Origin of the sequence: Alkaliphilus hydrothermalis (genome assembly GCF_016908555.1) — a bacterium.
GTDB classification, from domain to species: Bacteria; Bacillota; Clostridia; order Peptostreptococcales; family Natronincolaceae; genus Alkaliphilus; species Alkaliphilus hydrothermalis.
Map to the genome: position 1 here is coordinate 39,238 of NZ_JAFBEE010000018.1, position 19,058 is coordinate 58,295.

17 protein-coding genes and 1 CRISPR repeat array are annotated in these 19,058 nt (G+C 38.0%); of the genes, 2 read left to right on the plus strand and 15 right to left on the minus strand.

Features of this window, described 5'->3' with window-relative positions:
- Positions 1-8: 8 nt before the first annotated feature.
- Positions 9-1,298 carry a GTPase ObgE gene (gene obgE / locus JOC73_RS11795; RefSeq protein ID WP_204403475.1) on the minus strand — a complete coding sequence of 430 codons (1,290 nt, stop codon included), beginning with the start codon at positions 1,296-1,298 and terminating at the stop codon, positions 9-11.
- A 283-nt stretch (positions 1,299-1,581) separates the two neighbouring features.
- Here obgE and ylbJ point away from each other — a divergent pair, with 283 nt between their 5' ends.
- A complete protein-coding gene (gene ylbJ, locus JOC73_RS11800) occupies positions 1,582-2,826 on the plus strand; it encodes a sporulation integral membrane protein YlbJ (protein ID WP_207755105.1) in 1,245 nt (414 codons plus the stop codon).
- Between the two features lie 55 nt (positions 2,827-2,881).
- Here the strand turns inward: ylbJ and JOC73_RS11805 are convergent, their stop codons facing one another.
- The 6 genes from JOC73_RS11805 to JOC73_RS11830 form a co-directional block, all read right to left on the minus strand.
- Positions 2,882-3,328, minus strand: coding sequence for an ATPase (locus tag JOC73_RS11805; RefSeq protein ID WP_204403476.1), 447 nt, complete (start codon positions 3,326-3,328; stop codon positions 2,882-2,884).
- Positions 3,329-3,362: 34 nt separating this feature from the next.
- A complete protein-coding gene (gene coaD, locus JOC73_RS11810) occupies positions 3,363-3,836 on the minus strand; it encodes a pantetheine-phosphate adenylyltransferase (protein ID WP_204403478.1) in 474 nt (157 codons plus the stop codon).
- Positions 3,833-4,402, minus strand: coding sequence for a 16S rRNA (guanine(966)-N(2))-methyltransferase RsmD (gene rsmD, locus JOC73_RS11815; protein ID WP_204403480.1), 570 nt, complete (start codon positions 4,400-4,402; stop codon positions 3,833-3,835). Before rsmD ends, coaD begins: the two co-directional genes overlap by 4 nt.
- Positions 4,403-4,571: 169 nt before the next feature.
- Positions 4,572-6,641, minus strand: coding sequence for an ATP-dependent DNA helicase RecG (recG, locus tag JOC73_RS11820; RefSeq protein ID WP_204403482.1), 2,070 nt, complete (start codon positions 6,639-6,641; stop codon positions 4,572-4,574).
- A 120-nt stretch (positions 6,642-6,761) separates the two neighbouring features.
- The gene (locus tag JOC73_RS11825) at positions 6,762-8,339 is read right to left on the minus strand and encodes a DAK2 domain-containing protein (RefSeq protein WP_204403509.1); all 1,578 of its coding nucleotides are present in this window, start codon (positions 8,337-8,339) and stop codon (positions 6,762-6,764) included.
- 56 nt (positions 8,340-8,395) lie between these two features.
- Positions 8,396-8,752, minus strand: coding sequence for an Asp23/Gls24 family envelope stress response protein (locus tag JOC73_RS11830; protein WP_204403484.1), 357 nt, complete (start codon positions 8,750-8,752; stop codon positions 8,396-8,398).
- A gap of 318 nt (positions 8,753-9,070) precedes the next feature.
- Here JOC73_RS11830 and rpmB point away from each other — a divergent pair, with 318 nt between their 5' ends.
- Positions 9,071-9,262, plus strand: coding sequence for a 50S ribosomal protein L28 (rpmB, locus tag JOC73_RS11835; protein ID WP_204403486.1), 192 nt, complete (start codon positions 9,071-9,073; stop codon positions 9,260-9,262).
- Between the two features lie 353 nt (positions 9,263-9,615).
- Here rpmB and JOC73_RS11840 read toward each other — a convergent pair whose 3' ends face one another.
- The 8 genes from JOC73_RS11840 to JOC73_RS15530 form a co-directional block, all read right to left on the minus strand.
- Positions 9,616-10,260, minus strand: coding sequence for a thiamine diphosphokinase (locus tag JOC73_RS11840; protein WP_204403488.1), 645 nt, complete (start codon positions 10,258-10,260; stop codon positions 9,616-9,618).
- Between the two features lie 16 nt (positions 10,261-10,276).
- The gene (gene rpe / locus JOC73_RS11845; RefSeq protein WP_204403490.1) at positions 10,277-10,933 is read right to left on the minus strand and encodes a ribulose-phosphate 3-epimerase; all 657 of its coding nucleotides are present in this window, start codon (positions 10,931-10,933) and stop codon (positions 10,277-10,279) included.
- A gap of 3 nt (positions 10,934-10,936) precedes the next feature.
- Complete coding sequence (rsgA, locus tag JOC73_RS11850) at positions 10,937-11,815, minus strand: ribosome small subunit-dependent GTPase A (protein ID WP_204403492.1); 879 nt, start codon at positions 11,813-11,815, stop codon at positions 10,937-10,939.
- 10 nt (positions 11,816-11,825) lie between these two features.
- Positions 11,826-13,850, minus strand: coding sequence for a Stk1 family PASTA domain-containing Ser/Thr kinase (gene pknB / locus JOC73_RS11855; protein ID WP_204403494.1), 2,025 nt, complete (start codon positions 13,848-13,850; stop codon positions 11,826-11,828).
- A 4-nt stretch (positions 13,851-13,854) separates the two neighbouring features.
- Positions 13,855-14,613 (minus strand): Stp1/IreP family PP2C-type Ser/Thr phosphatase, encoded by a 759-nt coding sequence (locus JOC73_RS11860; protein WP_204403496.1) that lies wholly within the window; start codon positions 14,611-14,613, stop codon positions 13,855-13,857.
- A gap of 57 nt (positions 14,614-14,670) precedes the next feature.
- Positions 14,671-15,717, minus strand: a complete 1,047-nt coding sequence (rlmN, locus tag JOC73_RS11865; protein ID WP_408626931.1) for a 23S rRNA (adenine(2503)-C(2))-methyltransferase RlmN — start codon at positions 15,715-15,717, stop codon at positions 14,671-14,673.
- Positions 15,718-15,889: 172 nt separating this feature from the next.
- Complete coding sequence (gene rsmB / locus JOC73_RS11870; protein WP_204403500.1) at positions 15,890-17,227, minus strand: 16S rRNA (cytosine(967)-C(5))-methyltransferase RsmB; 1,338 nt, start codon at positions 17,225-17,227, stop codon at positions 15,890-15,892.
- A 213-nt stretch (positions 17,228-17,440) separates the two neighbouring features.
- Positions 17,441-18,912: a CRISPR direct-repeat array (repeat unit 30 nt; unit sequence ATTTAAATACATCCTATGTTGAGGTTCAAG).
- Between the two features lie 13 nt (positions 18,913-18,925).
- On the minus strand, positions 18,926-19,058 hold a 133-nt coding region (locus JOC73_RS15530), incomplete at its 5' end, for an IS3 family transposase (RefSeq protein WP_204403511.1).

A 19,058-nucleotide genomic window follows, 5' to 3' on the forward strand; every position in this document is an offset into this window, starting at 1 on the left:
CCGTCTCTTTAATCATAGTACTCAAACTCAATCTCATCAATTTTTACTAAATCACCATCATTAATTCCCAGCTCTTTTAGCTCATCGATGATTCCCCGCTTTCTTAAGACTTTTTGGAAGTAGGCTAATGAATCCATATCATCAAAGTTCGTAGAGTAAACTAGTCTTTCCACAAACTTGCCTTCTACAATAAAGGTATTATTTTCTCTTCTAATTGTAAATAATTTTTCTTCTTCTGGATTAAATTTATATACTTTTTCCTCTTCTACACCCTCAATAATAGCTTGTCTTTCTTCTTCTTCAGCTTCTTTTAGTCTCTGAGACACAAAAGCAAGTAGCTCGTCTAAGCCTTTATTGGTGGCAGCGGAAATGGGAAATACTTGAACCCCTATTGACTCCAATTCCTTCTTAACTCTTTCGTAGTTTTCTTCGGCTCCTGGAAGGTCAGTCTTGTTAGCCGCTACAATTTGAGGTTTCTCTGCTAGTTTTTCACTATAGAGTTTTAGTTCTTGGTTAATTTTTTCAAAATCCTCTAAAGGATCTCTTCCCTCCACAGATGCTACATCCAATACATGGATTAATACCTTCGTTCTTTCTACATGACGAAGGAATTCATGACCTAGTCCAATCCCCTCATGGGCACCTTCAATAAGCCCTGGAATATCAGCCAATACAAAGCTATCACCGAACTTTGTCTTAACCATTCCTAAGTTTGGTGTTAATGTAGTGAAATGATAGTCTGCAATCTTTGGTGTTGCACTGGTAACCACCGATAAGAAAGTAGACTTTCCTACGTTGGGGAAGCCGATTAATCCTACATCGGCAATTAATTTTAGCTCCATTACAACTGTAAGGGATTGTCCTTGTTCTCCCGCAATGGCGAAACGGGGAGCCTGTCTAGTGGCAGTCTTAAAGTGTACATTTCCTTTTCCACCTTTTCCACCTCTGGCAATCACTTTTCTTTCCCCATGCTCTGTTAAGTCAGCAAGGATTTCACCAGTCTTTTCATCCTTGATGATTGTTCCTGGGGGTACTTTTAGTACAAGGTCTTTTCCATCTGCACCAAACATTTTCTTGTTCTTGCCGTCTTCACCATGTTGTGCAGCGTAATGCTTTTTGTAACGAAAATCCATCAGGGTTCTTAAACCTTCATCCACTACAAATACCACATCTCCGCCTTTTCCACCATCTCCACCGGCTGGTCCACCGGCTGGAACATATTTTTCTTTTCTAAAGGCGACAGAGCCGTCTCCACCTTTTCCTGCCTTTAGATTTATTACCGCCTGATCTATAAACATTATATCACCCTTAATATTAGTTTGTTTGTTGGTATATGGAATCTATGTAAATGGCTATAAAGTATAAATTCAATAATTTTATTATATCAACTAAATGACCACTGTCAACATTTTTATTATTTCAAAGCCTAAACCCCATGTATTTAGTATAACCAAACCCCTCTCTTTAAATCAAAAATTATTTTAGTCAACTTAAGAATCCACGGGAATAGAATATCTAATTAATCAATTAAATATACATTAAATAAGAAAAAACTACAAACCTTAAAACTGGAGGAATACTATGCCTGTGAAAAGCAAAATAAAATACTATCTCAACACTTACTTAGCTGTATTTGTGGTCTTCTTTTTTGTTTTAACCATCGTTTTATACCCAGAACAATCAGTTAAATCCGCCTACGAAGGGCTTATAACTTGGGTCACCATCGTTCTACCTGCCCTACTCCCCTTCTTTGTAGGGGCAGAGCTATTAATCGGACTTGGGGTTGTAAAATTTATTGGGGTTCTATTGGAGCCCTTGATGCGACCTTTATTTAACGTTCCAGGTGAAGGATCTTTTGCCTTTACAATGAGTGTCACCTCTGGCTATCCAGTGGGGGCGAAAATCATCAGCAAGTTACGTCTCGATAATCAAATCACCCTTGTGGAGGCCCAACGGCTAGTTGCTTTTTGTAGCACTTCTGGTCCACTATTTCTCATGGGGGCTGTAGGGGTTGGGATGTTCAAGTCAAAAGAAATCGGCTATTATCTTGCCATTACCCACTATATAGCTGCCATCTCCGTAGGTTTAGTGTTTGCCTTTTACAAAAGGTCTGCTACCTCCACAGTACCAGTTCCTAGAGAAAAAAATAGAATCCGTCAAGCCTTTCGACAGCTTGCCATTAGTAGGAAACAAAACCCTCCCTTTGGTCTATTAATGGGAAATGCTGTAAGAGAATCCTTCAACACCATGTTGATGGTGGGGGGATTTATTATTATGTTTTCTGTTATTATTAATATCTTAAATGAAGTAGGTATCGTAGAGGTGTTTTCCTATTTCTTTTACATACTCCTAAAACCACTTAATATGAGTTTGAGTATGATTCAATCTTTGATGGTGGGTTTTTTTGAGATTACCATCGGTAGTAAAATGGTGGTGGAGAATATTCATTCCACAGTGCTGACCAAGATGGCTGTTACGGCCTTTATAATGGCATGGAGTGGATTTTCTATCCATGCCCAATGCATAAGTATTATTGGCGCTACCGATATCAATACTACCCTATATATGGGGGCTAAGTTGCTCCATGGAATATTTGCAGCTGCTATCGTTTATTTACTTTATCCCTTTGCCTCAAATTTTCTACCATTTTCAAGACCTGTATTTCATCAACAATATCTTTTAAATCTTACCTATCCACAACAGTTTTACAATACCTTAAAATTCTCCTTGGAGATTTTCGTGGTAATCGTTATCGTTCTTTTAGTAACCTCCATATTTTTATCACTACTGCTCTCCCTTAGTCAATGGTTTAAAAGAAAACGCTAAGAATACAAAACCCAGCCCTTTGGGATGATTTCATCCACAAGGGCTGGGTTTCGCTTTATTTCATACCCCTTAATTCATTTCTATTGCTCTTTACTGTTTGAACCAACTTTGATAAAGATTCTTCTGCTGATGCCAATAATTCATCGGCATACTCCCTAGCTCCAAGACGCAGTTCTTTGGCGTTGTTTTGGGCCTGGGCGATGATTTCCTCCGCCTGAATATGGGCATTCCTTGTAATCTCGTCCTCATTTACCATTTCTCTAATATGTTTGTTGGCTTCCTCAAGGATCATATCAGCCTCCTGCTGAGCCTCCACTAATATCTTTTGGCGTTCTTCTTTAATCCATTGGGCCTGCTTCACCTCATCCGGTAGCAGGATTCTAATTTCTTTAATTAATTCTAGGACTTCGCCTCTATCCACTAAAACCTTTTGGGCAAAGGGAATCGAGGAGCCGCTTTCAACTATATCTTCTAATTCCTCTAATAAACTTAAAACCTTCATATAAATCCCCCTTATCAGTTCCTCAAACTCACCATTAAAGCTTCTTGAAAATAGCTTTTCTTATAAGGTCTGGTACCAATCCTTCAATACAGCCACCAAATTTAGCAACTTCCTTTACGATGCTAGAGCTTAAATATGAATTTTTGCTACTGGTCATTAAAAAGATTGTTTCAATATCTGGGGCTAACTTCCGATTCATTAATGCCATTTGAAATTCATACTCGAAATCCGAGACTGCCCTCAATCCCTTAATAATGATTTTAGCATCCTTGGCCTTCAAATAATCCACCAATAATCCTGAAAAGCAATCCACCTTTACATTTGGGAAGGGCTTTACCACTTCCTTAATTAACTCTACCCGTTCCTCTAGACTAAACAACGGATTTTTACTTGGGTTCATTAATACAGATACGACTACTTCATCACATATGTTAGAAGCCCTCTGAATAATGTCTAAATGTCCATTTGTAATGGGGTCAAAGCTTCCTGGGTATATTCCTACCTTCATTTTGTTGTTTCCTCCCTTAATTGGTAAAAGGAAATACTTGTATTTCCGTAATTGTTTTTTCGGATGCAAGTCAATTCTTCTGTATCAACTAAAATTTCCTCATCATTTTTATCATGCTCCACTACAATCAGTCCCGAAGGCTTTAATAGATTGGTCGATACGATTAAACTTAAGGTTGAGTTGATTAGCCCTTTACCATAGGGTGGGTCCATAAAAATAAGGTCAGCCTGTACCTTCTTATGGGCTATACGTTTAATTCCACTGGATATATCGGATGAAATAATCTCTGCAGAGGAAATTAAACGGGTCTTCTCTAAATTATATTTTATAGTTTCGACACTTTTCCTGCTTTGGTCGACAAAATAGGCCCGTTGAGCCCCCCTTGATAAGGACTCTATACCTAAATTTCCAGTTCCTGCGAACAAGTCTACCACAGTACTATCTATTATGTAGTTTTGAATGATATTAAAAATCGACTCTTTTACCCGATCAGAGGTGGGTCGGACATCCATTCCTTGTGGGGGCTTCAGCCTGTGTCCCCGTGCTTTTCCAGATATAACTCTCATTTTTCCATCCCTCTTCCTCTCGTATTATTTTAACACACTGTTTATTTCTTAACAAAACGGTTTTAGATATTTTTCAACATTTCTAGAGATTTTCTTGTCTTCCTTTATTTTTGTTTAATATACTTAAATTATGTACCCTCTTGTGGGATAACACCATCTGTTTTTAATTTTAGCTAAAAGAAATATCATCATTTAAGCCCTCAAATTTTTCTTCGATCTTTTTTTTCAACCGTGGATATGCCTCTAGGCTCAAGGTTTCCTCCTCCGCCAATAGCTTTTGCACTTCAACCTCCACCTGCTTTAAAATCTTCATATGTCTAAAAATGTTAGCTATTTTAAACTCTGGCAAACCATGCTGTCTAGTGCCAAAAAATTCCCCTGGACCCCTTAAGGAAAGGTCTTTTTCTGAAAGTATAAATCCATCATTGGTCTCCACCATAATTCCCATGCGTTCCTTGGCAATATCAGTCTTGCTATCATGGAGAAGCAAACAATAGGATTGATAAGCTCCCCTTCCTACCCTTCCCCTTAGCTGGTGAAGCTGGGCTAGTCCAAATCTCTCTGCATTTTCAATTACCATTACAGAAGCATTGGGCACATTTACCCCTACTTCTATAACCGTAGTAGAGACCAGAATATGAATTTCTCCCCCCTTAAACTCCCCCATGATGACTTCCTTTTCCTTTGGACTCATTTTTCCATGGAGTAATCCTACTCGGTAGTCCTTGAAGTAGGTTGCTGCCAATTCTTCAGCAATTTCAGTTGCCGCTTGTGCTTCAATTTTCTCCGACTCCTCCACCAATGGACAGACCACATAGGCTTGTCTACCCTCCTGCAGCTGCTTTTTGACAAAATGATATGCCTGATCCTTTTCTGTTAGCTTTTTCTCATAAGTTTTAATGGGCTTTCGTCCTGGGGGTAATTCATCTATGATAGAAATATCTAAATCACCATATAGAATCAATGCCAGGGTTCTAGGGATCGGTGTCGCTGTCATTACTAATACATGGGGATTTATCCCCTTACTTGCCAACACAGCCCTCTGACGAACACCAAAACGATGCTGTTCATCGGTGATGGCTAAAGCTAATTTGTGAAAATCCACCCCCTCTTGGATGATGGCATGGGTTCCTACCACAATCTGAATTTCCCCAGATGCGATTACCTCAAGGAGTTTTTCTTTTGTCTTCTTCTTTAAACTCCCCACTAACATTCCAACTTTGATTCCTAGAGGTTGAAAAACTTCCTGTAGGGAGATATAGTGTTGTTCTGCCAAAATTTCTGTTGGAGCCATCATCGTCCCTTGGTATCCGTTTAAAACTGCTAAATATAGTGCCAAGACTGCTATAATCGTCTTCCCTGACCCTACATCTCCCTGCACCAATCGATTCATGGGGACGTCTTTATTTAAGTCTGAGACAATTTCCTCCAAAGTCCTCCGCTGAGCATTGGTGAGCCTGAAGGGCAATCCATTTAGAAGCTGGTCAAACTCCGCCATCCTTTTCAAGGCAATCCCTTCCAAATCCTTCGACACAGTTTGTTTAATTCTAAGTAATGCCAACCTCAGAAGGAGAAATTCATCAAAAATCAATCTATATTTAGCCACCTTCAAAGCCTTAGCCGAATCTGGGAAGTGAATATTCCTTAGTGAAAAATTAAGATCACACAAACGATTTTCCTTGATGATCCTTTGTGGAAGATAATCTTCTGTATCCTTTTGAACTTGATCAGCAATAGACCGTTGCAGATTGATCAGTTGTATCTGCTTCAATCCTTCGGTAGCTGGATATACCGGTAAAATCATGTCGGGGTCTTCTTCCCGTTCCATCGTATCCACCAATTCAAAGGTGGGGTTCACCATTTCCAGTCCATATCTTCCCCGCTTTACTTCTCCACTTACCATCATGATCTTTCCAGGCTTCAGCTTATTTTTTAGGTAGGTCATATTGAAAAAGGTTAAGTACAACTTACCAGTATCATCCTTGATGGCGGTTTGAAGAATAGACAATCGCCCTCTTTTAGGAAGACTCCTAGCCTCCCCCATAATTTCGCCAAAGATGGTGGACTTTTCTCCAGCCGTCAGCTGATTAATGGTTTTTACATTTCTTCGGTCATCATAATCCCTTGGAAAATGATAGAGCAGGTCTTCTACAGTTTGGATTTTTAATCTATTTAATTTTTGGGCTGTTTTAGGTCCAACCCCTTGGAGGGCTTTTATGTTCTGTTTTAAAAACTCCATGACCTCACTCCTTAAATGATAAATTACTACAAAAAACCAGCCCCCTAACGTATTACCACATACGCTACGTTGCTGGTTTTTCAACTACACTAGTTTCTTTGAAAATTTATAATCCTTTTACTACTCAACAGAGAATATATAATAATATAACGGTTGACCGCCATAGTAAATTTCAATATCGCAATGGGGGAAATGAGATTCAATTTCCTCAATTAACGCTTCAGCATCTTCTTCTTGAATATCTTGACCATATAATAGAGTAATCATTTCATCATCTTCTGTAACAAGATTCTTTAGAAGTTGGATAGAAACCTCGTCGATACTCTTACCAGCAGCCTGTATTTCCCCATCGCCTATTCCTAGTATATCATCTTTATTAATAATCATATCATTATAGCTAGTATCTCTTACGGCATAGGTGACCTGCCCTGTTTTAACGTTTTTCAATGCTTCCTGCATTCCCTCTTGGTTTTCTGCGCCTGTAGCCTCTGGATTGAAGGCTAACATCGCTGTGATTCCTTGAGGCACCGATTTGGAAGGGATTACAATGATATTTTTGGAGGATATTTCTTTCGCTTGATTTGCTGCCATGATAATATTTCCATTGTTGGGTAAAAGGAAAATCGTATCGGCTTGAATTCCTTCAATTGCTTTTACAAAATCCTCCGTACTCGGATTCATTGTTTGACCACCTTCAATAACGTGATCCACCCCTAAATCCTTGAAAATTGTAGTTAAGCCATTCCCCATAGTAACAGTGATAAAACCAAAGTCCTTCCCTTGAGCAGCTATCTTCTTTTCTTCGCCATAGGTTTCATGGGGACGGGATTGTAATCTCATATTATCAATTTTTATATCTGCTAAATATCCAACTTCTAAAGCATGTTCCATAGCTTGCCCTGGGTGATTTGTATGAATATGTACTTTAACAACAGTTTCATTTCCTACCACCAATAGGGAATCTCCAATAACTTTTAGTTTATTTTTTAATGCATCTATGTCTACATTGTTGCCATGAATAATGAATTCAGTACAATAACCAAACTCTATATCTCCTTCAGGTAGATCGTGTTCAACTGTTACCATTTCAACCGATGGCTCTTCATCTATTACACTGGACTTACCTGTCAAGGCTGCCAATGCCCCCATGTAGAAATATAGTAAACCTTTTCCACCGGAGTCCACTACCCCAGCATCCTTTAATACCTTTAACATTTCAGGAGTCCTCTTTAAAGACTCATCAGCTGCATCGATTACCTTCTCCATGAAAGCTACCACATCTGTTTCCGTTTCAGCGAATTCAAGGGCTTTTTCTGCGCTTTCTCTAGCTACAGTTAGTATTGTGCCCTCTACAGGTTTCATCACTGCCTTGTAGGCTGTGTCTGCTCCAGATTTCAATAGATTTGCAAGGTCCTTTACATTAAGACGATTTTTGTCTTTAGCTCCCTTTGCAAATCCCCTAAATAATTGAGAAAGGATTACTCCAGAATTCCCTCTAGCCCCCATTAAAGAACCATTAGCTAAACCATCGGCTACCTCCTCTAAGGATTCCCCTGACTTAGTTCTTACTTCTCTAACAGCTGATTGCATTGTCAAAGACATATTGGTTCCGGTATCACCATCGGGTACAGGAAATACATTCAGTGCATTGACTATTTGCTTGTTATTTTCTAGGGATTGTGCACCTTCTATTATCATTTTCTTAAACAGTTGCCCGTCTATATGTTCTATTTTCAACCTAGTACCTCCTCAAATTACTTTTCAACTCTGACACCTTGAACAGTAATATTTACTTTTTTTACCTTCATTCCGGTCAGGTTTTCTATATTGTATTTTACTTTATCAATTATATTATTTGCAACAACAGAGATTCTTGTTCCAAACTCCACTATTACAAATAAATCAATAGTGATTGTATCATTTTCGGTTTGAACCTTTACTCCTTTACTTGAATGTTCTCTCTTAAGAAGCTCCACTATTCCACTGGCTGTAGATTTTGCAGCCATCCCTACTAATCCATAGCATTCCATAGCAGATACACCAGCAATAGAAGCTAATACATGATCGTCAATGGTAATCGTTCCTAAGTCATTTGTCAGTTTTCCAGGCATGATAACCCCTCCTTTTCCTATTACTTTTCCCTTTATTTTAGTTTTTTAAATAGTTTTATCTCTATTTTCTCATAATACACTTATGTAAACACTTATGTGAAATATGCTTGGGCTATCGGCTAATCATCTATACCTATTTTATATCAATAATCATTATAGTTCAACAAAAAAACCATAAACCCTCCTTTTACATAAAATTTCTTCATAATCTAAAGGGTTAGATCTAATTATTTTAATATAGTTATTGCCAAACTATCAGTAATATGTTAATATTATTATGTTTTTAAGTTTGCCTTGCTTGAAGGAGGTGTGTTTATTATGGCAAAAGTATGTGACGTATGCAACAAAGGGAAAGTATTCGGAAACCAAGTCAGTCACTCTGTCCGACACAGCAAAAGAACCTGGGCTCCTAATTTAAGAAGAGTCAGAGCTATTGTTAACGGTACTCCAAAGAGACTTAATGTTTGTACAAGATGTCTACGTTCTGGAAGAGTAGAAAGAGCATTATAATTTTTTATAAAAATTATAAATGATGATATAAAAGCCGCCATAAATGGTAGGCTTTTTATATTCTTCATTTTGAGATGGTTTATGAGATGTAGCTAAAGACGAAATATAAACAACCCAACGACTAAACAGCCACACCCAAAGATAAATATCCAGAAGGTAAATGGGATGATATATATCAAAGTTATGATTCCAACAATCACAAAGACCAATCCCAAAAGATTTCCTATGGTTAAACCATGTCTTTTTCTTCTTCGGAACATGTCATCACCTACTTTTTTATTCTTATTTACATCATATGCAAAAATACAAAAAATGCCACTCTAGACCATTAATACCTAGAGTGGCTTATTAATTTAATCTATACTTTTACATACCAGCAGAGTGCCTTCTTTAACCTCAACCGTTGCTTTCGTTTCCTTAAATTGATTACTAATCCCAAGGGTACTTCCCATTGAAAAACTGTGGTCTGTTAAAGGATACTCTAGACCCTTCAACGTTACCCCCTTCACCTCTTCACTGATGGGGATTATAGAAAGATACTCTCCCTTTTTCCCCTCCAACAGAAGTTGACCATTAGTAATGGTTAATTCATTTTTATCGTCCACTAACCTGCCAGCGATCCCTCTCTCCAATAGTCTCTTTAGAAGCATAATATTGGCGATACTATGATCCCACCTAGAGCCTACCGCCCCTATTATGGTTATCCTTTTAGGATTTAATCCCATTGCATATTCTAGGGCCAATTCTGAATCTGTAAAATTCTTTCGGGCAGGGAATTTTTTAAGCTCCACACCCTTCTCCTTCATCCAGTCCAAATCCTTCTGGGAAATAGAATCCAAATCCCCCACCAACATATGGGGAACAATCCCTAAAGGAACTAAATATTTTGAAGCTCCATCAGCACAAATGATTTTACTGTTTTCCCCTGAAGGTTTGTCTAAAAGATTTTGTAAAAATTTAAGATTTAAACAACCATTGACAATGATGACTATGTCCATAATTACCTCCTAAAGCCTAGATAGTAGCATTTTTTCTCATAAGCTCCACTGTTTTTGGAATATCATCACTATTGAAAATAGCACTACCTGCAACGATCACATTAGCACCTGCCTTTGTTACTAAATCAATATTGTCGGGCTTTATTCCACCGTCAACCTGTATGTCAATCGAAAGACCTCGGTCATCAATCATTTTCTTTAACGCTTCTATTTTCTGTAGAGTAGCCTCGATAAATTTTTGTCCTCCAAAACCAGGGTTTACTGTCATCAACAGCACCATATCCAAGTCCTCTAATACGTACTCAAGTACGCTTAAAGGTGTGGCAGGATTTAGGGCTACACAGGCCTTGGCCCCATGTTGTTTAATTAATTGAATGGTTCTATGAAGATGGGTACAAGCCTCACTATGTACTGAAATAATGTCCGCTCCTGCCTTGACGAATTCTGGAATATATTGGTCTGGGTTTTCAATCATCAAATGCACATCAAAGGGCATATTGGTCTTTCCCTTTAGGCTTTGAGCAATTAATGGTCCTATTGTGATATTAGGTACAAAATGCCCGTCCATCACATCTATATGGAGCAGATCACAACCTGCCTCCTCTACCTTCCTTACATCCTCTAAAAGTTTTGAAAAATCTGCTGATAGTATTGATGGGGCTAATTTCAACATCTACTAGTACCTCCTATTTTTTCTTATTTCCTCTAATAGTTGTAGATAACTTGTATATCGGGATTGGGGAATATCCCCCTCCTCAACAGCCGTTTTGACACCGCAACGGGGCTCATTTTCATGGATACAGGAGAGGTATTGACATCCCTCACGATATTCATCAAATTCCCTAAAGGTATCGGAAAGTTCCTCCACCTCCATAAAATCCACCGTTAAAGAGCTGAACCCAGGAGTGTCCACCACCCAACCTGAAGACTGGAGGGGGATGAGCTCTACATGACGGGTAGTATGCTTTCCTCTGGCATTTTTTGCGCTGATTTCACCAGTTTGCAATACAAGATTGGATTGAATCCGATTTAATAGGGTGGATTTTCCCACACCAGATGGTCCTGCAAATACGGTTGTTTTTCCCGCTAATAACTTTTTAATTTCATCTATTGAGGCTTTATTCTCTTTCGTGGTAAAAATCACAGGATAACCCGTGGCTTCATAAATCTTTTTTAGTTTTGCTTGTTCTTCTTCATCAGCAAGGTCGATTTTATTAATACAAATAGCAATCTCCAGCCTTTGGCTTTCTGCCAACACGATAAAGCGATCCAATAAAGCTAGGTTTGGATCTGGCTGTGTTATGGCAAATACCACAATTGCCTGATCTACATTGGCAACGGGAGGACGAATCAACTCCGTCTCCCGCTCCTTAATTTCTTCTATCATTCCTAAAAGTTTTTCTTCATCGGTGACGGAAAAAACTACATAATCCCCCACCATTGGAGTCATCTTGTTTTTTCGAAAGATTCCCCTTGCCTTACATTCATAGGTAATTCCATCGTAGTCTATATAATAAAATCCACCAATTCCTTTAATGATCCTGCCTTCCCTCATTCAATTCCTCCTAAAAATTAATTACCACTGGTTCTCCATGTAGATGACCATTTACATAAATTTCTAGTGTTTGTTTACCAGAACCCGTCATATTGAATATGGCTCTTTTCCCATCCTTTTCAATATCATGAAGCTTACTATGCACTAACTTTTTTCCCGTGGAGGTAATCAGATAGATATCTAATTTAATCACACCAGAATATGAGTCTAGCTTTATCGTTACACTTTTTGAAGTTTTAGTAACGGTATTTTCTTCGTCTTCTTCCCCTGAATCGCCGTCACCTTCACCATTACCGTTATCTCCCTGCGCAGGTGTTTCTGTTGTTGGTGGTGCTACTGGTTGTTGGGGCTGTTCTTCTATTTTCGGACCTTTACTGACCACTAAATTAATTACAGTATTTTCCTCCACCTCTGTAGCAGCAGGAATACTTTGACTGATTACTTCGTTAACATCATATTCATCACTATATTCTTCTTTAATCGGACCCTCTATCAGTTTTAATTGATCTAGAGTTCTTCTGACGGCATCTAAATCTCTACCCACTAGATTTGGCATTAGGAAAATCACTTTTTCTGGACCTTTACTAATGACTACATCCACAGATGAATCTTGTGGCACTTCAGCTCCTGCCCTTGGGTTTTGTCTAATCACTTGCCCCGCGGGTAAATCACTGAATTCAAGTTCCTTTTCCCCTTCTACTAAGTTGGCATTCCTTAATATGTAGGGTACATCCAACTCATCCTTGAATACTAAATCAGGAACCTCTACTTGCTTTACTCCTTGACTAATCAATAGTTGAATATTGAATCCTTCCTTTACCTTCATTCCCTCATCTGGATTTTGGGAAATAACGTGGTCCAATTCCACTTCACTACTGTACTTTTCTTTAATGTTTAATCCAAGTTTCAATTCATCTGCTAGGGCGACGGCTTCTTCTCTACTTAATCCAACAAACGCTGGCACTTCCACCTCCGGCGTCCCAAGGAATCCACCAAAGTAGTAGAATCCAAAGGTAAAGGCTAAAGCTAAGATTAATGCTGCAAAGACTGCAGAAAATACAACGGATTTTTTCACTTTCTTCTTTTTCTTCTTTTCCGAAACCTCTGGAGCTTCTTCTTTTTTATTCTTCTTTAAATCCTCATCACTAATAGCTGGTATGATTTGGGTAGGTGAATCCTCTTCACTAATTTTCCCATGATAGACAACATTAGCATTTGGATTGTTCTTTAATCTTGATAAATCCTCCAGTAATTCCTCAGTATTTTGATATCGAGCCGACTGCTCCTTCGTCATGAGTTTCAAAATAATATCCTCTAAAGTCTTTGATATTTCAGGGTTTAGCTGAGAAGGTTTTGTAGGCTTTTCTTGAATATGCTTTAATGCCACGGAAATGGGACTATCACCCTCAAAGGGAACTCTACCTGTTGCCATTTCATACATGGTGATTCCAAGTGAATACAGGTCTGACTTTTCATCGGTATAGCCCCCCCTAGCCTGTTCTGGTGAAAAATAGTGAACAGAACCAATTACGCTACCGGCATTGGTGATGGTAGAGGAGGTGGCTGCTAATGCAATTCCAAAATCCGTCACCTTTGCCCGATGGTCGGCGGTCACAAGTATGTTGTGGGGTTTAATATCCCTATGGATAATATGATTGTGATGAGCGTGTCGGAGAGCAAAGGCAATTTGTCTACTGACATCAACAATTTCCTCATTAGCCAACTTTCCCTTTTCTTTGATTAACTCCTTTAGGGTTTTCCCTGCTACATACTCCATTACAATATAATAGATTTCTTCACTTTCACCTACATCATAGATATTTACAACATTTGGATGGGACAAACTGGCAGCAGCTTGGGATTCTCGTTTGAATTTATCTATTAGGTCCTTATCGTTTGTAAACTCACCCCTAAGAATTTTAACTGCAACAAAACGATTCAGTAGGTTGCATTTGGCCTTGTAGACCACCGCCATTCCACCGCCACCGATTTTCTCAACAATTTCATATCTGTTACCCAGTATTTTACCAATCATGTCCTCACCTACTTTCTATATTATCGCGATTATTTTTGATTACGATTACAGTTATATTATCAAAGCCTCCCCGTTGATTGGCGAGGGATACCAGTTCCCTACAACAAGCTTGACAATCCTCGGTTTCCAGCACAATTTTTTCGATTTCATATTTATCTACAAAATTGCTTAAGCCATCGGTACACAATACTAAAATATCTTCATCCTGTATATCTGTATTAGATATATCCACTTTAATATTTTCGTCGGTTCCAAGGGCCCTAGTGATAATATTCTTTTGGGGATGTTTCATGGCTTCCCTCTCAGAGATACTTCCCTGTCGCACCAACTCTGCAACTAAAGAGTGGTCTTGAGTAATTTGTCTGATCTGCCCTTTTCTGATTAGATAAGCACGACTGTCTCCAATATGTCCTATGTATAATTGATCATTCACTCGAAGTACTAATGTAGCAGTTGTTCCCATCCCATCACATTCTTCATCCACCTCACTGTGGGATAGAATCTCCTTATTAGCCCGATTAAAGGCTTCGAAAAGGATTCCTTTGATCCCCTGTTCTTCTAAATCTTCACCTTCACCTGATATATATTTAATAATATGCTCTCGAATGATATCAATGGCAATGGAACTGGCTACTTCTCCGCCATTATGTCCTCCCATTCCGTCTGCCACCATGTACATCTCCAAGCCTTCATTCATAATACAATAGTTGTCTTCATTTATTTCTCTAACCTTCCCTACATCTGTACTACCCCATACTTTCATTCTTCACCCCTCCTTACGCTGTATATATTATTCTACACATTTCTGCAAAACCCTTCATTACTTCCCTAGTCCTGTTAAATGTCTATTACGTAATTGACCACAGGCAGCGTTGATATCTGCCCCCATTTCCCGCCTTACCGTGACTTCTATCCCATTTTTCTTTAGGATATTTTCAAAGGCTTTGATTTGGTCTTGATGGGACTTTCGATAAAACCTTTCATCCACTTCATTGACAGGGATTAAATTAACATGACATAAAAGTCCCTTTAGCAGCTTGCTGAGTTCCATTGCTTCTTTTTCTCCATCGTTTACTCCCCTAATGAGGGCGTATTCAAAGGTGATTCGGCGATTGGTCTGCTGCAGATAATACCGACAGCTATCAATCAATTCATCTAAGCTATATTTTTTGGCTATTGGCATTGTCTGTCTTCTAATCTCATCATTTGGTGCATGAAGGGAAATGGCTAGATTGATGGGAATTTTTAAATCCGCCAAAGCTCTAATCTCTGGCACCAACCCACAAGTGGATAGGGTGATATGGCGATTGCCTATGTTGATACCGTCCTCGTCATTTACGACTCTTAAAAAATTAATGACTTCTTTATAGTTATGCAATGGCTCTCCACTACCCATTAGTACGATATTGGAAATCCGCTCTCCAAAATCCTCCTCCATGGCAAAAATCTGAGCTAACATCTCTCCAGCCCTTAGATTTCTTTCCAGCCCTTTGATGGTGGAGGCACAGAAGGTACAACCCATGGCACATCCTACTTGAGAAGAGATACAGGCGGTGTTGCCGTGCTTGTATTTCATCACTACCCCTTCGATAATGTGGTCATCCTGTAGGGAAAATAGGTACTTTGTGGTGCCGTCAATCTTGGAAACCAGTTTTTGTGCAATTTCCACTTGACTAATATATGCGTTGTCGGACAATTTTTGTCTTAGATTTTTTGATAGGTTACTCATATCTTCAAAGGATTTGACTCTTTTATGAAGCCATTGAAAAATCTGCATTGCTCGGAATTTCTTTTCTCCGATACTTTCCATAAAGGTGATTAGCTCCTCTTTGGTTAAGCTTAATAGGTCTGTTTTGGACAATTGTATTGCTCCTTTCTATTTAAAGGATGTTAAAATTAGCCAAAAATCATAGATTTCTGCCATTGAACTAATGATGTTAGAAACTCTCCATACTAATTTTTTAATGATACAAAACCTATGAAATTAGTATTACGGTTTCTAACAAAGTGACTGCCAAGAAATCATAGATTTCTGCCATCTACTTTTTTCGCTGAAGTTTTGCTATGAAAAAGCCATCGGTACCGTGGACATTTGGATATAGCTGGATCATTTCCCCTTGGGTTTCGCCAGGGATTATGTCTTTATATTCTTCTCCTATATTTACCAGTTGAAAATTTGTATTGTCCTTTAGAAATTTTTCTACGACTCCTTGGTTTTCGGAGGGTTCGATGGTACAGGTGCTATAGACGATAAATCCCTTTGGTTTTACGTATTTCGAAGCATTCCTCAAGATTTCCAACTGAATCTCTGTGATTTCATTGATATCGTCAGGCGTTTTGTTGTATTTGATTTCTGGTTTTCTACGGATGATTCCTAATCCTGAACAGGGTGCATCCACCAATACTTTGTCTGCCATTCCTAATAAATTGCCATCTATGTCTTTTCCGTTGAAGTTTTGAGTTTCAACAATGCTTGTCTCTAGTCTCTTGGCATTTCGTTTGATTAGTTTTAACTTGTGGGGATGAATATCCCTTGCCAGTACTTTCCCTTCATTTTTCATCAATTGTGCCATATGGGTGGCTTTTCCCCCTGGGGCACTACAAACATCTATGACGAAATCTCCTTCTTTGGGTTCCACTATTCTAGCAATCAGCATTGATCCAAAGTCCTGTATGTATATGTATCCTTTTCTTAGTAGCTCCATCTCCACTAGGTTGTGTACTCCCTTTATGGTGAGGGCTTCTGCTATGTGGGGGTTTTGGGTGACTTTTAAGCCTTCTTTTTCTAATGCTTTGATACAATCTTCTATTGATATTTTTAAGGTATTGACCCTAACATTTAGCTCTGGTGTTGTGTTGTTTGCCTTTAGTAATTCCTCTGTAAATTCCATTGAAAAATGCTTTAGGAACTGCTGTACCATCCATTCTGGATGGGAATATGTAATGGATAGATATTTTACTGGTTCTTTTTTGACGTCAGGCATTTTGATGTTGTCTTTGTTTCGGATGACGTTCCGTAGTATGGCATTGACGAAGCCAGAAGACTTCTTACTATATATCTTAGCCAAGTTTACCGATTCATTTACCGCCGCCGATGGAGGAATCTTGTCTAGGAACTGTATTTGATAGATTCCCAGTCTTAATAGGTTCAAGGTATTGGCATTGATTTTCTTTAGTTTGATTGATGAAAACTGTTGTATCACATGATCTATGTAAATAGCGTTTTCTAACACTCCATATACTAGCTCTGTCATAAAACCTTTATCTAGCTGACTATATTCTTTTCCGTCTAATTCTTTATTTAGGGCTAGGTTTGAATAGGCTTTGTTTACTTCTACATCATATAGAACTCTTAGTGCTCCTTCTCGTGCATTCATTTTTTAACGCACCTCCCGTTTATAAGTATAACAAATAGTATTAAGTAAAGAAATGTCGAATTTATACTTGTTTTTATTATAGCCTATTTTGGGGATTTTTTTGCGTTTGGGTGAGGGCATATTAGAAGAGGCATAAGAAATAAAAAAACTCTGGGCCCCGTAGGTAACCAGAGTAAGGGATTTCAATACCCTTTTGCATGATGGAAAGATCCTATTTAAATACATCCTATGTTGAGGTTCAAGTTATTTAAAATTAACTGCTATAATTACAATGTTAATATTTAAATACATCCTATGTTGAGGTTCAAGAAGTAAAGGAAAGTAAAAGAAAAGAAATAAAAGGAAAATTTAAATACATCCTATGTTGAGGTTCAAGTATATACACCCCAGTTTCTTTTTTATAAGAACTTTAATTTAAATACATCCTATGTTGAGGTTCAAGAAGGGAACTATATACCAATTAACGGAGATTTACGGATTTAAATACATCCTATGTTGAGGTTCAAGGTTTTAACCCCGAAGGGTTCCCTAAGTTTCTTCCATTTAAATACATCCTATGTTGAGGTTCAAGTTAATATCCCTAGACCCAAAGAGGATTTAGAATAAATTTAAATACATCCTATGTTGAGGTTCAAGGCAAGGCAAGGCAGCTGATATTCAGATTCAGGGAAATTTAAATACATCCTATGTTGAGGTTCAAGTAAAACAAGTGAGTGTTACTTGTTCAGGGAAACCTAATTTAAATACATCCTATGTTGAGGTTCAAGGCAAAAGATAGCTTACATATGCAAGACAAGGCGGCATTTAAATACATCCTATGTTGAGGTTCAAGTAATTGCCTATTCCCCATTCAACATATACTATATCTATTTAAATACATCCTATGTTGAGGTTCAAGATACAGATTCAGAACAAAGGTAAAGTAACTGTAGGATTTAAATACATCCTATGTTGAGGTTCAAGATTTGATGAAGATGAACCATTAGAGGTGTATAGATGATTTAAATACATCCTATGTTGAGGTTCAAGGGACATCAAAGAAAGGAAGCTCGCCATGTAGCAAAATTTAAATACATCCTATGTTGAGGTTCAAGGGTAGATTCCTTAAGGGAGGTTGGGGTGATGATTTTATTTAAATACATCCTATGTTGAGGTTCAAGTTAAACTAAAATTAGTTACTGTTTCTTTATGTTCTGATTTAAATACATCCTATGTTGAGGTTCAAGTTTCCACCTCTTTTCTCCGCATTCTCTGAGTATGTTATTTAAATACATCCTATGTTGAGGTTCAAGTAAGACCCTCCCCTCACCCTCCCGTAAGAGAAACATATTTAAATACATCCTATGTTGAGGTTCAAGTGTTGTATAGCATCTTTAACTATGTTTTCCAAATAAATTTAAATACATCCTATGTTGAGGTTCAAGGATAATGAGGTTATATTAGACGATAAGATTTTCATATTTAAATACATCCTATGTTGAGGTTCAAGCATTGATAATTCAATAGATTTAGAAGTTAAAGGCTAATTTAAATACATCCTATGTTGAGGTTCAAGTCTTTTAGGCTCTCTATAGACATAGTATTTTCTTATTTAAATACATCCTATGTTGAGGTTCAAGACATTATTTTCAATGCGTTTTAATAAATACTTTAATATTTAAATACATCCTATGTTGAGGTTGGATTGTCAACACTAAATTAGACAGATTTTATAAGGTTATGCTCTTTAAATTGCTTAGGGCTTAAATAGCCTAGTGTTGAATGTATTCTAAATTTATTAAACCAATTAACATAATCAGCTAGCTGTAACTCTAGTTCTTCTAAAGTCTGA

What these genes read in the sequence shown, in the direction of transcription:
- coaD (WP_204403478.1), bottom strand. Translation starts at nt 3,836, where the DNA reads ATGAAGGTAGGAATATACCCAGGAAGCTTTGACCCCATTACAAATGGA.
- JOC73_RS11825 (WP_204403509.1), bottom strand. Translation starts at nt 8,339, where the DNA reads ATGATAATAGAAGGTGCACAATCCCTAGAAAATAACAAGCAAATAGTC.
- JOC73_RS11805 (WP_204403476.1), bottom strand. Translation starts at nt 3,328, where the DNA reads ATGAAGGTTTTAAGTTTATTAGAGGAATTAGAAGATATAGTTGAAAGC.
- pknB (WP_204403494.1), bottom strand. Translation starts at nt 13,850, where the DNA reads ATGATTGGTAAAATACTGGGTAACAGATATGAAATTGTTGAGAAAATC.
- rsmD (WP_204403480.1), bottom strand. Translation starts at nt 4,402, where the DNA reads ATGAGAGTTATATCTGGAAAAGCACGGGGACACAGGCTGAAGCCCCCA.
- JOC73_RS11830 (WP_204403484.1), bottom strand. Translation starts at nt 8,752, where the DNA reads ATGCCTGGAAAACTGACAAATGACTTAGGAACGATTACCATTGACGAT.
- rsmB (WP_204403500.1), bottom strand. Translation starts at nt 17,227, where the DNA reads ATGAATGCACGAGAAGGAGCACTAAGAGTTCTATATGATGTAGAAGTA.
- ylbJ (WP_207755105.1), top strand. Translation starts at nt 1,582, where the DNA reads ATGCCTGTGAAAAGCAAAATAAAATACTATCTCAACACTTACTTAGCT.
- recG (WP_204403482.1), bottom strand. Translation starts at nt 6,641, where the DNA reads ATGGAGTTTTTAAAACAGAACATAAAAGCCCTCCAAGGGGTTGGACCT.
- rsgA (WP_204403492.1), bottom strand. Translation starts at nt 11,815, where the DNA reads ATGAGGGAAGGCAGGATCATTAAAGGAATTGGTGGATTTTATTATATA.
- JOC73_RS11840 (WP_204403488.1), bottom strand. Translation starts at nt 10,260, where the DNA reads ATGGACATAGTCATCATTGTCAATGGTTGTTTAAATCTTAAATTTTTA.
- JOC73_RS11860 (WP_204403496.1), bottom strand. Translation starts at nt 14,613, where the DNA reads ATGAAAGTATGGGGTAGTACAGATGTAGGGAAGGTTAGAGAAATAAAT.
- rpe (WP_204403490.1), bottom strand. Translation starts at nt 10,933, where the DNA reads ATGTTGAAATTAGCCCCATCAATACTATCAGCAGATTTTTCAAAACTT.
- obgE (WP_204403475.1), bottom strand. Translation starts at nt 1,298, where the DNA reads ATGTTTATAGATCAGGCGGTAATAAATCTAAAGGCAGGAAAAGGTGGA.
- rpmB (WP_204403486.1), top strand. Translation starts at nt 9,071, where the DNA reads ATGGCAAAAGTATGTGACGTATGCAACAAAGGGAAAGTATTCGGAAAC.